The sequence below is a fragment of the Intrasporangium sp. Soil_C_50 genome, assembly GCF_057656595.1.
On sequence record NZ_JBDGKB010000020.1, the window covers coordinates 1 to 12962 of the forward strand.

The 12962-nt window shown below is 71.9% G+C and carries 14 protein-coding genes and 1 tRNA gene; 2 read left to right on the plus strand and 13 right to left on the minus strand.

What is annotated here, in order from left to right; all coding sequences use genetic code 11:
- Positions 1-256: 256 nt before the first annotated feature.
- The 6 genes from AC3A5R_RS22205 to AC3A5R_RS22230 all read right to left on the minus strand — a co-directional run bounded on the left by AC3A5R_RS22205 (position 257) and on the right by AC3A5R_RS22230 (position 2938).
- Positions 257-329, minus strand: a tRNA-Ala gene (locus tag AC3A5R_RS22205).
- A gap of 127 nt (positions 330-456) precedes the next feature.
- Entirely contained in the window at positions 457-1110 is a 654-nt protein-coding gene (locus AC3A5R_RS22210) for a histidine phosphatase family protein (protein ID WP_487622953.1), read from the minus strand.
- The gene (gene rsfS, locus AC3A5R_RS22215) at positions 1107-1499 is read right to left on the minus strand and encodes a ribosome silencing factor (RefSeq protein WP_323099743.1); all 393 of its coding nucleotides are present in this window, start codon (positions 1497-1499) and stop codon (positions 1107-1109) included. Before rsfS ends, AC3A5R_RS22210 begins: the two co-directional genes overlap by 4 nt.
- On the minus strand, positions 1496-2119 hold the full coding sequence (nadD, locus tag AC3A5R_RS22220; protein ID WP_487622954.1) for a nicotinate-nucleotide adenylyltransferase: 624 nt from the start codon (positions 2117-2119) through the stop codon (positions 1496-1498). The genes rsfS and nadD overlap by 4 nt, the downstream gene beginning before the upstream one ends.
- A gap of 2 nt (positions 2120-2121) precedes the next feature.
- Complete coding sequence (locus tag AC3A5R_RS22225) at positions 2122-2343, minus strand: hypothetical protein (protein ID WP_323099738.1); 222 nt, start codon at positions 2341-2343, stop codon at positions 2122-2124.
- Between the two features lie 4 nt (positions 2344-2347).
- The gene (locus tag AC3A5R_RS22230; RefSeq protein WP_487622955.1) at positions 2348-2938 is read right to left on the minus strand and encodes a DUF402 domain-containing protein; all 591 of its coding nucleotides are present in this window, start codon (positions 2936-2938) and stop codon (positions 2348-2350) included.
- 95 nt (positions 2939-3033) lie between these two features.
- Here AC3A5R_RS22230 and AC3A5R_RS22235 point away from each other — a divergent pair, with 95 nt between their 5' ends.
- Positions 3034-4191 carry a glycosyltransferase family 2 protein gene (locus AC3A5R_RS22235; RefSeq protein WP_487622956.1) on the plus strand — a complete coding sequence of 386 codons (1158 nt, stop codon included), beginning with the start codon at positions 3034-3036 and terminating at the stop codon, positions 4189-4191.
- On the opposite strand, the gene AC3A5R_RS22240 is transcribed toward AC3A5R_RS22235, so the two are convergent.
- The 4 genes from AC3A5R_RS22240 to AC3A5R_RS22255 all read right to left on the minus strand — a co-directional run bounded on the left by AC3A5R_RS22240 (position 4176) and on the right by AC3A5R_RS22255 (position 7974).
- A complete protein-coding gene (locus AC3A5R_RS22240; RefSeq protein WP_487622957.1) occupies positions 4176-4871 on the minus strand; it encodes a class I SAM-dependent methyltransferase in 696 nt (231 codons plus the stop codon). The genes AC3A5R_RS22235 and AC3A5R_RS22240 overlap by 16 nt on opposite strands.
- A 32-nt stretch (positions 4872-4903) precedes the next feature.
- A complete protein-coding gene (locus tag AC3A5R_RS22245) occupies positions 4904-6187 on the minus strand; it encodes a glutamate-5-semialdehyde dehydrogenase (protein ID WP_487622958.1) in 1284 nt (427 codons plus the stop codon).
- An 80-nt stretch (positions 6188-6267) separates the two neighbouring features.
- A complete protein-coding gene (locus AC3A5R_RS22250; protein WP_487622959.1) occupies positions 6268-7287 on the minus strand; it encodes a 1-aminocyclopropane-1-carboxylate deaminase in 1020 nt (339 codons plus the stop codon).
- Positions 7288-7305: 18 nt separating this feature from the next.
- Entirely contained in the window at positions 7306-7974 is a 669-nt protein-coding gene (locus AC3A5R_RS22255; RefSeq protein WP_487622960.1) for a GntR family transcriptional regulator, read from the minus strand.
- 98 nt (positions 7975-8072) lie between these two features.
- Between AC3A5R_RS22255 and proB the strand changes: the two genes are divergently transcribed.
- Entirely contained in the window at positions 8073-9185 is a 1113-nt protein-coding gene (gene proB, locus AC3A5R_RS22260) for a glutamate 5-kinase (protein WP_487622961.1), read from the plus strand.
- Between the two features lie 101 nt (positions 9186-9286).
- On the opposite strand, the gene AC3A5R_RS22265 is transcribed toward proB, so the two are convergent.
- From AC3A5R_RS22265 to AC3A5R_RS22275, 3 genes are all read right to left on the minus strand, one after another.
- Complete coding sequence (locus AC3A5R_RS22265; RefSeq protein ID WP_487622962.1) at positions 9287-10930, minus strand: solute symporter family protein; 1644 nt, start codon at positions 10928-10930, stop codon at positions 9287-9289.
- Positions 10927-11217, minus strand: a complete 291-nt coding sequence (locus AC3A5R_RS22270; RefSeq protein WP_323099840.1) for a DUF485 domain-containing protein — start codon at positions 11215-11217, stop codon at positions 10927-10929. Before AC3A5R_RS22270 ends, AC3A5R_RS22265 begins: the two co-directional genes overlap by 4 nt.
- 178 nt (positions 11218-11395) lie before the next feature.
- The gene (locus AC3A5R_RS22275; protein ID WP_487622963.1) at positions 11396-12955 is read right to left on the minus strand and encodes a sodium/solute symporter; all 1560 of its coding nucleotides are present in this window, start codon (positions 12953-12955) and stop codon (positions 11396-11398) included.
- Positions 12956-12962 lie beyond the last annotated feature (7 nt).

Genomic DNA, 12962 nt, shown 5'->3' on the forward strand with positions numbered 1-12962 from the left:
GGGAGGTCTTCATCTGTCAGGAGGTCAGATCGTCTCGTCACACTGACTCGACCAACGTGACTGGGCATCACATCTAGCAGTCCCCAGCGGGACCCAACCAGTGAGTTTTCGTCCTGACGCCCAGCAGTGCGGCTCGACCGGGCGCTGAGGGGAGCCGTCGGCTCCGCTGCGCTCCGCCTCCTCCCGAGTCCCCCATACACATCCGGAAATGAGAGAGAGACCGGACGAAAAGCGTGTCCGGTCTCTCTCTCATTTGTGGAGCTGAGGGGACTCGAACCCCTGACCCCCTCCATGCCATGGAGGTGCGCTACCAGCTGCGCCACAGCCCCTTTCGGGTGTCGTCTCCGTGAGGCGACTGCGTAACCATAGCGGGTTCCGCGCCCCGATCCCAAATCCGGTGGCGGAGCGGCCGATCCGGGCAGACCGGGTCACGCAGGACACTCCGCGGAGCTGCCTTCAGACGCTCCAGGGACCGAGGTTCCAGCCGCTGATGCGCCACCGGGTGAGCGCCGAGAAGCTCTTGGAGACCTCGACGAGCTCGATCCAGTGGCAGTTGTCGAGGCCGCGGAAGACGGCGTCGGAGACGTCCTGGTCGAGGCCCACGAGGTCGCTCGCGGCGACCCGGGCCGACACCCCGTGCGCGACGACGACGGCCGTCTGGCCCTGCTCGAGCGCGTCGGCCACGTCGCGCAGGGCCGCGCCCGCTCGCACGGCGACGTCGGCGCGGGTCTCCCCCGTGACGCCGCGTGGGGCGTCCTCACCACGGTCGAGGGCCGCGACGACGTCGGGGAACTGCTCGCGCACGTCGTCGGCATGCATGCCCTGCCACTGCCCGACGTGCACCTCGCGCAGCCGCTCGTCGATGCGCACGGTCCGCCCGGTCAGCTCGGCGATGGCCTCGGCCGTCGACGCGGCCCGCTGGAGGTCGCTGGAGACGACGAGGGCCGGCTCGTAGGCGGCCAGGTGCGGAGCGGCGGCCCGCACCTGGGCGCGTCCCCGGTCCGAGAGCGGGGTGTCCTTGTGTCCCTGCCAGACGCGGGCGGCGTTGTCGACGGTCTCGGCGTGGCGGACCAGGACGATGCGCCGTGGCGTGGGCCGGTCGGCGCTCACGCCTCGTCCGACGCGGGCCTCGCCGGCGCGTCGACGTGCGTGAGGTCGATCTCGGGGCAGTCCTTCCAGAGGCGCTCGAGGGCGTAGTACTCGCGCTCCTCCTCGTGCTGCACGTGCACGATGATGTCGCCGAAGTCGATGAGGACCCAGCGGCCCTCACGCTCGCCCTCCCGTCGGATCGGCTTGCTGCCGAGCTCGCGGAGGCGGTCCTCCACCTCGTCGACGATGGCGCCCACCTGGCGCTCGGAGGCGGCCGAGGCGATGACGAAGACGTCGGTGAGCGGCATCTGCTCGCTGACGTCGATCGCGACGACCTTCTCGGCGATCTTCTCCTCCGCCGCGGCCGCGGCCGCCTTGGCGAGCTGGAGCGAACGGTCTGCTGCGGTCACTGGTCTCCTTGAGGTGCACCGGCCAGCTCGGGCTGCGCGGGCAGTCCCGAGTAGAGCCGGTACTTGTTGATGTACTGGACGACGCCGTCCGGGACGAGGTACCAGACCGGCTCGCCCCCGGCCACGCGTGCGCGGCAGTCGGTGGAGCTGATGGCCATGGCCGGCACCTCCTGGAGCGTCACGCGGTGCTCGGGCAGGCCCTTGTCGGACAGCTCGTGCCCGGGGCGCGTGACGCCGATGAAGTGGGCGAGGTCGAAGAGGAGCTCGGAGTCCTTCCACGACAGGATCTCGGCCAGCGCGTCGGCGCCGGTGATGAAGAACAGCTCGGCGTCCGGGCGCTCGGCCCTGATGTCTCGCAGGGTGTCGATCGTGTACGTCGGCCCGGGGCGGTCGATGTCGACCCGGCTCACGGTGAAGCGGGGGTTGCTGGCCGTCGCGATGACGGTCATGAGGTAGCGGTCCTCGGCGGGTGAGACGTCCTGGGCGGCCTTCTGCCAGGGCTGCCCGGTGGGGACGAAGACGACCTCGTCGAGGCCGAACAGCGACTGGACCTCGCTCGCGGCGACGAGGTGGCCGTGGTGGATCGGGTCGAACGTCCCACCCATGACGCCGAGGCGCATGCTCAGTGGTGCGGTCCGTTCGGGTCGACACCGGCACCCGGGGCGCCGTGCTGCCGGCGGCGGTTCTGGGCCACCTTGTAGGCGGTGTTGCGGAAGCTCCACGTGATCCCGAGGAGGACGAGGAACACCGAGAAGGCGATGAGGAAGTAGGCGATCACCGGCATGGGAAGCTCGCGGGTGGCCTCCTGGGTCTCGGCGGCCAGGGCGAGGACACGATCAGACATGGGGTCAGCCTATCGTCCGCGCCCGGCGCAGCCACGCGTGCCCGACCGAGCCGAACGGCTCGTCCCCGCGGGCAAGGGCCGCGAAGACGGCGTCGCGGGTGGCCTCGGCGAGCGCGACGACCTCGGGCGGGTAGCCGAGGCTGACCCGGTGCTCGTCGAACTCGTCCTCGTCATCGACGAAGAGGTGCCCCTCGCGAGTGAGCACGACGTCGAGGTCGAGGTCGACCATCGTCACCTCCCACTCCGGCCCCTCGGCCCCCCAGTGGTCGAGGGCGGGGTCGCGACGCTGCCAGCGCGGCGCCGTCGTCATGTCGACGTAGACGGAGATCTCCTTCTCGTCCGGGTAGAAGCCGGCGGCCCAGCCACCGTCGTGCGGGGCGAGCGACACCCAGTCGTGCTCCTCGAGGAAGTCCACACCCGGTCGGACGCAGCGGGTGCCCCGCGGCGCGTACCACCAGTGGCCGTGCGCGTCGGACCCGACGTAGACGCCCGTCCACTGCCAGTGCGGACGCTGCCCCCACTTCGTGAACCGTCCGGCCACGGGGGTGCCGGGGGCCAGGCCGCCCAGCGGCGGCTCGTCGGTGGGATGCCTCACCCGGGCACGCTAGCGCCGCCCGGTCGCGGCCGCGACAGGGCGAGCACACAGCACGGTGACAGGAGGCACCCATCGGCGGCCGTACCCTTGTGCGCATGGTTCCCGAGCTGTCCGTCGTCATCCCGATGTACAACGAGGAGGAGGTGCTCCCCCTCCTCGTGCAGCGGCTACGTCCGATCCTCGACGGGCTCGGCTCGCCGTACGAGGTCGTCGCGGTCGACGACGGCAGCAAGGACCTCACAGCGGCGCTCCTGCAGCGCTACCACCGCGAGTGGCCGCAGCTGCGCGTCGTCCGCCTGCGCGCGAACGCCGGACACCAGGCCGCGATCTCGGCGGGGCTCGTCAGCGCCCTCGGCGACTACGTCGTGACGATCGACGCCGACCTGCAGGACCCGCCCGAGATCATCCCCCAGATGCTCGCGGCTGCGAAGGACGACGGCGTCGACGTCGTCTACGGCGTGCGCAACGACCGCTCCACCGACACGTGGTTCAAGCGGGTCTCGGCCCAGTCGTTCTACCGGCTCATCCAGCTCATGTCGCCGACGAGCGCGCACGCCGATGCCGGCGACTACCGCCTCATGTCGCGGGCCACGGTCGACGCGATCAACAGCCTCCCGGAGCACAACCGCGTGCTGCGCTTCATCGTGCCGGCGCTGAACTTCCCGTCCGACACCGTCGAGTACAAGCGCGAGGAGCGCGCGGCGGGAGACTCGAAGTACCCGCTCATCAAGATGATCAAGCTCTCGCTCGACTCCCTCACGGGCTTCTCGACGGCGCCGCTGCGGGTGGCGACGTTCGCCGGGTTCGCAGGCGCGGTCCTCGCGGTGCTGCTCTTCCTCTACACGCTCGTCGCACGCGCCCAGGGCCACACCGTCGCCGGCTGGACCTCCACCGTCGCGATCGTCTCCGGCGTCGGCGCGGTGCAGCTGGTCTGCGTCGGCATCCTCGGCGAGTACATCGGGCGGATGTACGCGCACATGCAGGGCCGGCCGACGTACTTCATCGCCTACGACTCGATGACGGCTACCGCGGCCGGGCACGGCCCGACCGACACGCCCCTGCCGGCACAGCCCTCCGACGCCCACCTGGTGGCGCACCCGGCCGACGCGTCGGTCCACGTCACGGCGGACGCGTCGGACGCGTCCGTGCCGACCGGCGACGCGTCCGTGCCGGTCGCCGGTGACGCGTCGGGACCCGTCGCGCCCGCCGGCGACGGGCACCCCTCTGCGCAGGCAGGTCAGCTGCGCGGCTGAGCCCGCACGAGGAGGCTGACGCCCGGCAGCCCGCCGACCGGCAGGTACCGCTCGGCGGCGATGATGGCGCGCAGCCCGAGGTTGACCACGGGGTTGAGGTCCTCGAGGTCCGAGCCCGAGCTGGTGCGGCGCCGCATCGCGACGACGGGCCGCAGCAGCACGTTCCACGACCGCACGTCGGCGACCTCGAACCCGCCCCGGTCGAGCAGCTCGACCAGGCCCTCACGGGTGTAGCGGCGCACGTGGTCAACAGCGACGTCGTGGCTCGACCACAGGCGCGGGTCGGCCGGGACGGCGACGAGGTAGGTGCCGCCCCGGCGCAGGACGCGATGCACCTCGGCGACCGCGGCGTCGTCGTCCTCGATGTGCTCGAGGACGTCGAAGGCGATGACGAGGTCGAGCGAGTCGGAGGCCAGCGGCAGGTTCGTCGCGTCGCCGCGCAGCGTGGCCAGGCCGCGCTCGTGGGCGACCGCCGCGCCGTCGGCGCCGTACTCGAGCGCCACTGCGTCCCAGCCGTGCTCACGCAGGACGCGGGTGTTGCCACCTCCCGCGGCGCCGATGTCGATGGCGCGCCCGGGAGCGAGACCGGTGAGGGCACGGGCGAGCAGGTGACGCCGTTCCCGATACCACCAGTGCTCGTCCTCGAGCTGGGCGAGCTTGCGGACCTCGGTGCCTTCCATGACGGCACATCATGCCATCAGTGCCCGACCCCTCAACGAACGTGCCCGTCGCCCTCCACGACCCACTTGGTCGTCGTCAGCTCAGGCAGGGCCATCGGGCCGCGGGCGTGCAGCTTCTGGGTCGAGATGCCGATCTCGGCGCCGAAGCCGAACTCGCCGCCGTCGGTGAACCGGGTACTGGCGTTGACCATGACCGCGGCGGCGTCGACCTCGGCGGTGAACCGCCGTGCGGCGCCCCGGTCCTCGGTGACGATGGCCTCGGTGTGCCCGGTGCCGTACCGGCGGATCCGCTCCATGGCCTCGTCGAGGTCGTCGACGACGGCGACGCTCATCTCCAGGCCGTGCCACTCCGTGCCGAAGTCGGTCTCGGACGCGAGGTCGTAGGCTGCGCCGGCCGCCTCGGCGTACTCGGACACCTCGGGCCCGACGTGCAGGCGCACACCGGCACCGGCGAGGTCGGTCAGCGTCTTGGGCAGGAAGTCGGCGGCGACGTCGCGGTGCACGAGGAGCGACTCGGCGGCGTTGCAGACGCTCGGCCGGTGCGTCTTGGCGTTGAGGGTGATGGCGCGCGCCTTGTCGAGGTCGGCGGCGCGGTCGACGTACACGTGGCAGACGCCGACGCCGGTCTCGATGACGGGCACGGTGGACTCGGTGACGACGGTCTGGATGAGGTCGGCGCCGCCGCGCGGGATGACGAGGTCGACGCGCCCGCGCGCGGTCATGAGGGCCCGTGCGGCGTCGCGGCCGCCCTCCTCGAGGAGGTTGACGGCGTCGGCCGGCAGCCCCTGCGCCGCGAGGGAGCCGCGGAGCGCCTCGACGAGGGCGTGGTTGGTGCTCGCTGCGGCCGACCCGCCGCGGAGGATGACCGCGTTGCCGGACTTCAGGGCGAGCCCGGCGGCGTCGACGGTGACGTTGGGTCGGGCCTCGTAGATCATCCCGATGACGCCCATCGGCACCCGCACCTGGCGGATCTGCAGGCCGTTGGCGAGCGTCGAGCCGCGGACGACCTCGCCGACCGGGTCGGGCAGCGCCGCGACGTCCCGCAGCGCCTGGACGACCGCGGCGACGCGCTGCCCGTCGAGGCGCAGGCGGTCCTGCAGGCTCTCGGACATCCCGGCCAGGCGCCCCCGCTCGAGGTCCTCGGCGTTGGCCGCGACGATCGCCGCGGTGGCGGCGTCGACGGCGTCGGCGAGGGCGAGGAGGGCGGCGTCCTTCTCGGCCCGGGACATGAGGGCGAGGCGGCGGGAGGCGACGCGGGCGCCGTCGGCCACCCGGGCCACGTGCTCGACGACGGCGGGGTCGATCGTCCGTTCCATGGTCCAAGGGTAGGTCGGCGCCGCGTCGCTGCTCGCCGCGTTTCCGCGGGCTGGACCGCCGACCTTCGCCGAGCGCCCCGTCAGTCGAAGATGCCGCTGTAGGCGTTGAGGGCCGGCTGGCCGCCGAGGTGGGCGTAGAGGACCGTGGAGTCCTTCGGGATCTCCCCCGACGTGACGAGGTCGACGAGGCCCGCCATCGACTTCCCCTCGTAGACGGGGTCGATGATCATCCCCTCGAGCCGGCCGGACAGCCGGATCGCCTCGACGGTCGAGGCGACCGGGACGCCGTAGAGGTCGCCGGCCCAGCCCGGAAGGACCGTCACCTCGTCGTCGCGCAACTCGCGTTCGAGGCCGATGAGGGCGGCCGTGTGGCGGGCGATGCGACCGACCTGGTCGCGGGTCTTCTCGAGGGTGGCCGACGCGTCGATGCCGATGACGCGCCGCGGGCGTCCGCCGGCGTCCTCGAGGGCGGCGAATCCCGCGATCATCCCGGCGTGCGTCGAGCCGGTGACGGTGCACACGACGACGGTGTCGAAGAATACTCCGAGGGCCCGCTCCTGCTCGGCCACCTCGTACGCCCAGTTCGCGAACCCGAGGCCGCCGAGGCGGTGCTCGGACGCCCCGGCCGGGATCGCGTACGGGTGACCGCCTGCCGCCTCGACCTCGGCGATGGCCTCCTCCCACGACGGGCGGATGCCGATGTCGAAGCCGTGCGGGTCCAGACGCACGTCGGCGCCCATGATCCGCGAGAGCAGGATGTTGCCGACGCGCTCGTTGACCGGGTCGTCCCAGTCGACCCACCGCTCCTGCACGAGCCGGCAGCCGAGGCCGAGCTTGGCCGCGACCGCGGCGACCTGCCGGGTGTGGTTGCTCTGGTAGCCGCCGATCGAGACCAGCGTGTCGGCACCGCTCGCGAGCACGTCGGGGACGATGTACTCGAGCTTGCGGGTCTTGTTGCCGCCGAAGGCCAGGCCGCTGTTGACGTCCTCCCGCTTGGCCCAGACGTCGGCGCCGCCGAGGTGCGTCGTGAGGCGGTCGAGCCGGTGCACCGGGCTGGGGCCGAAGGTGAGCGGGTAGCGCTCGAAGTCGTGGATCGACACGATGGATCTCCTTGCAGCTCAGGCGTTCTCGGACTCGAGGGTCTCGATGAGGGGGCGGAGGGTCTCCCACGTCTCGTGGGCCACGTCTGCGGCTGCCGCGGTGTCGCCGGCCGCACACCGGTCGATGATCCGCTCGTGGAGGGCGACGGACGCGCGGCCCGAGAGTGAGCCGAAGCGGAGCCGCTCGAGGCGGCGCAGCACCGGCGTGAACTGGTCGAGGACGCTCTCGACGGCGGCGTTGGCGGCGGCGCGCACCGCGACGGCGTGGAAGGCGTCGTCGGCGGTCACGGCCGCGTCGGCGTCGCCCCGGCGCAGCGCGTCGGCGAAGCGGTCGTTGGCCTCCCGCATGGCCTCGAGGTCGGCGGGCCCGAGCTGGGGCACGCCCTGCTCGAGGGCGAGCCGGTGCATCGCGGCGACGACGGCCTGCGCGTCGCGGATGGCGCGGGCGTCGAGGGTGGCGACCGTCGTCGACCGCCCCGGGGCCGCGTGCACGAGCCCGGCCTGGCCGAGGCGCAGCAGCGCCTCACGCACGGGCGTGCGGCTCACCCCGAGCCACGCGGCGAGGTCCTGGTCGCGCAGGCGCTCCCCCGGCGTCAGCGTGCCGTCGACGATGGCGTCGCGCAGGCGCTGGTGCACGTCGTCGCGCAGCAGCGGTCGCGGCGCGAGGGACTCGCTCGGGATCGGCATGCAATATATTGCACATCGCAAGGTGATCCGTGTCAACGGCGACCGGTCCCACGTGGACACCGCACCCGGCCGGGCGCACCCGTCACTACAGTCGACCCGTGTCTCCCCGATCCGTCATCGCCACCGCCCGACGCCTCGTCGTCAAGGTCGGGTCGAGCTCGCTGACGGGTCCCGACGGCGGCATCGACCACGATCGGCTCGTCGCCCTGTCCGACGCCCTCGCCCGACGCCACGGCGACGGCACCCAGGTCGTGCTCGTCAGCTCCGGCGCCATCGCCGCCGGCATCCACCCGCTCCGGCTCGGCACGCGTCCGCGCGACCTCGCGACCCAGCAGGCCGCGGCGTCGGTGGGCCAGGGCGCCCTCCTCGCCGGCTACACCGCGGCGTTCGGCCGGCACGGCATCACCGTCGGGCAGGTGCTGCTCACCGCCGACGACGTGACGCGCCGGACCCACTACGCCAACGCGCGCCGCACCCTCGAACGTCTCCTCGACCTCGGCGTCCTGCCCATCGTCAACGAGAACGACACGGTGGCCACCTCGGAGATCCGCTTCGGCGACAACGACCGCCTCGCCGCCCTCGTCGCCCACCTCATCGATGCCGACGCCCTCGTCCTGCTGTCCGACGTCGACGCGCTCTACGACGGCCCGCCCACTCGTGCCGGCACCACCCGCATCCCGCTCGTCCGCGGTCCCGAGGACCTCGTCGGCGTCGAGATCGGCGGCAGCGGCTCGAAGGTCGGTACCGGCGGCATGACGACGAAGATCGAGGCGGCGCGCATCGCGACCGCCGCGGGGGTGGTCACGACCGTCACCGCGGCCGACCGCGTCGTGCAGGTGCTCTCCGGTGAGGACGTCGGCACCGTCTTCCTGCCGATCGGCGTGCGCGGCCGTTCGCGCCGTCTCTGGCTCGAGCACGCGACGACGGCGCGCGGACGGCTCGTCGTCGACGACGGCGCCGTCGCGGCCCTCGTGCACCGCAAGAAGTCGCTCCTGCCCGCCGGCATCGTCGCCGTGGAGGGCACCTTCCACGAGGGCGACCCCGTCGACGTCTGCGGGCCCGACGGGACGGCCGTGGCCCGCGGCCTCGTCAACTACGACTCCGTCGAGCTGCCCGCGCTCCTCGGCCGCTCGACGCGCGAGCTGGCCCGCGACCTCGGCCCCGAGTACGAGCGCGAGGTCATCCACCGCGACGACCTCGTCGTGCTCTAGACGAACTCCACAGGGACACGACGGAAGCGGCCACGCGTCCGGGTGGGCGCGTGACCGCTTCTGCGACAGTGCTGCTCGAGCTGCTCGAGCCGATCGGGTGCTCAGTGGTGTGTCGCGGTCTCCGCGCCGACACCGGTGAGCGAGCGGACCTCCATCTCCGCGTACTTCGCGGCGTTGAACTCCCGGCTCGTCACCGTCCCGATGTACCCGAGCAGGAAGCCGAGCGGGATCGAGATGATCCCCGGGTTGTCGAGCGGGAACCAGTGGAAGTCGACGCCCTGGAGCATCGAGGGGCTCTTGCCCGTCGCGGGGTCGACCGGCTTGCCCGACACGACCGGCGAGAACACGATGAGCGTGATCGCGCTGATGAGACCGCCGTAGATCGACCACAGGGCGCCCCGGGTGTTGAACCGCTTCCAGAACAGCGAGTAGAGGATCGTCGGCAGGTTCGCGCTCGCCGCGATGGCGAAGGCGAGGGCCACGAGGAAGGCGATGTTCTGGCCCAGCGCGAAGATGCCACCGACGATGGCGATCGCGCCGAGGACGAGCGCCGCCATGCGCGCGACCTTGACCTCCTCCTCCGGCGTCGCCTTCCCGTGCTTGACGACGGTGTTGTAGATGTCGTGCGACAGCGAGGCGCTCGCGGTGATGGTCAGGCCGGCGACGACCGCGAGGATCGTCGCGAAGGCCACCGCCGAGATGATGCCGAGGAGGATCTCGCCACCGAGGTGGAACGCGAGCAGCGGTGCTGCCGAGTTGACGGCTCCGGGCGCGGCCTTGATCTCCTTGGCCCCGACGAGCTCGGCGGCACCGAACCCGAGGACGAGCGTGAACAGGTAGAAGATGCCGATGAGCCAGATCGCCCAGACCACCGAACGACGCGCCTCGCGCGAGGTCGGCACCGTGTAGAACCGCATGAGCACGTGCGGCAGGCCGGCCGTTCCGAGCACGAGGGCCATGGCCAGGGAGATGAAGTCGATCGGGTTCTTGTACTGCAGGCCCGGCGCGAGCAGGTCGCGGGTCGTGCCGTCGGCGGCCTTGGGGGCCGATGCCGCGGCGTCACCGAGCAGCTGGCTGAGGTTGAAGCCGAACTGGCCGAGGACCCACAGCGTCATGATGCCGGCGCCGATGATGAGCAGCACGGCCTTGATGATCTGGACCCACGTCGTGCCCTTCATGCCGCCGTAGATGACGTAGAAGATCATGATGAGGCCGACGACGGCGATGACGACGCGCTGGCCGACCGCCCCCTCGACGCCGAGCAGCAGCGCGACGAGGCCACCGGCACCGGCCATCTGGGCCAGCAGGTAGAAGAACGACACGACGAGCGTCGAGATCGCCGCCGCGATGCGGACCGGGCGCTGGCGCAGCCGGAAGCTGAGCACGTCGGCCATCGTGTACTTGCCGACGTTGCGCAGCAGCTCGGCGACGAGCAGCAGCGCGACGAGCCAGGCGACGAGGAAGCCGATCGAGTAGAGGAAACCGTCGTAGCCGTTGAGGGCGATGGCTCCCGCGATGCCGAGGAAGCTGGCCGCCGACAGGTAGTCGCCGGCGATGGCGATGCCGTTCTGGCGCCCCGTGAAGGCCCGGCCACCGGCGTAGTACTCGGCGGCGCTGCGGTTGTTGCGCGAGGCGCGGATGACGATGGCGAGGGTGACGACGACGAACAGGGCGAAGATGCCGATGTTGATCGCCGGGTTGCCGACCGTGGTGGCGGCAGGGGCGAGGGTCGCGACGGCGCTCACTGGTGGTGCCCTCCCATCTTCTGGGCGAGGGCCTCCGCGGCCGGGTCGAACTCCCGGTCGGCCCAGCGCGCGTAGTACATCGTGATGACGAAGGTCGAGACGAACTGGAGGAGGCCGAGGATGAGGCCCCACGTGATGTTGCCGAAGACGCGCGTGGCCATGAAGTCCTTGGCGAACACGGCGAGGAGGACGTAGAGGAAGTACCACGCGAGGAACAGCGCGGTCAGGGGGAACACGAAGCGGCGGAACTTGGTTCGCAGCTCGGCGAACTCGGCCGACTCCTGCATGGCGACGTTCGGGTCGACGTTCGGGTCGTCGGCCACGCGCTCTGGAGCTTCTTTGCTCACGGGCCACCTCCTGTGGTGGGTGATCGGGCGAGTGCCAACGTAGGAGCGTGGGCACCCGCCCGGAATCCTCTGCGCGGCAGGTGTCGCCGAGCGGCAGAGGTCGTCGCCGTGCGCGGGCTCAACCGCGACGAGCGGTCGCGTTCGTGCGGTGAGCGGTCGAGCCGACCGGATGGAACGGCCCGCGGTCGAGATGCAGGTGCTCCGGGGCGTGCAGCCGGACCATGGTTCGGGCGATGTGCTCGGGCCGGCGCGAGCGCGTCGCGAGCGAGCCGAGCACCATCGTCGCGAAGGCCACCGGCACGGTGACGGCGGCCGGCTGGCTCATGAGGACGCCGAGGCGGCCGTCGGTCGCGATGCCGAAGGTCGTCGCGACGACCGAGGCCATCGACAGCCCTCCCCCGACGACGAGCCCGCAGATCGCACCCGGCGCGGTGAGCCCGCGCCACCAGATGCCGAGCACGAGCATCGGGCAGAACGTCGAGGCCGCGACGGCGAACGCCAGCTCGACCGCGTGCGCCACCGGCACGCCCGCCGAGACGACGGTGAGGAGGACGGCGAGGACGACGGCGAGCACGGTGGAGACGCGGAAGGAGGCGATGCCCTGCCGGTGCCCGGAGCCCCACCGCACGAGGTCCTGGCTCAGCACGCCGGCCACCGACACGACGAGGCCCGTCGAGGTCGACAGGAAGGCCGCGAAGGCGCCGGCGGCGAGCAGGGCCGTCAGCCCCTGGGCCGCGGCACCGTCGAGCAGCCGGCTCGGCAGCTCGAGCACGACGGAGTCGGAGCGACCGCTCGCCACGAGGTCTGCGGCGACGTGGCGGCCGAGCACCCCGTAGAGCACCGGCAGGAGGTAGAACCCGGACAGCAGTGTCAGGACGACGAGCGTCGTGCGGCGCGCGGCACGTCCGTCGCGGTTGGTGTAGAAGCGCACGACGACGTGCGGCAGCCCCATGGTGCCGAGGAAAGTCGCGAGCACGAGCGAGTACGTGAGGTAGAGGGCGTTCGGTCCACGCAGCGGCTCGACCCAGTCGGCGACGTCGAGGGCGGCGACGACGGTTGCGGGGTCGCGCCGCGCGAAGGCCCCGACGAGGAAGAAGAGCGGCGTCAGCAGCGCGACGAGCTTGAGCCAGTAGTGGAACGCCTGGACGAGCGTCACGCTGCGCATCCCACCGGGCAGGACGCTGAGGCACACGACGAACGCGACGGCGAACTGCCCGACCCACGACGGCGCACCGGTCAGGGTGCGCAGGGTCAGGCCGGCCCCCTGGAACTGCGGGATGAGGTAGAGCATGCCGATGCCGACGACGAGCAGGCTCGACAGGCGTCGGGCCGGCAGCGACTCGAGGCGCAGCTGGGCGAAGTCGGGCAGCGTGTACGCGCCCGACCGGCGCAGCGGCGCCGCGACGAAGACGAGCAGCAGCAGGTAGCCGGCGGTCCACCCCACCGGCAGCCAGAGCATGTCGACGCCGCGAGCGAGGATGAGCCCTGCCACACCCAGAAAGCTTGCGGCAGAGAGGTACTCGCCGCTGATGGCCGATGCGTTGAGGATCGGGCTGACGCCGCGCGAGGCAACGTAGAAGTCGCTCATCGTGCGCGAGAGGCGCAGCCCGAACGCGCCGACGGCCAGCGACGCGACCGACACGACGACCACGGCGACGACGCCGACGACGCTGTTCACGGCCGAC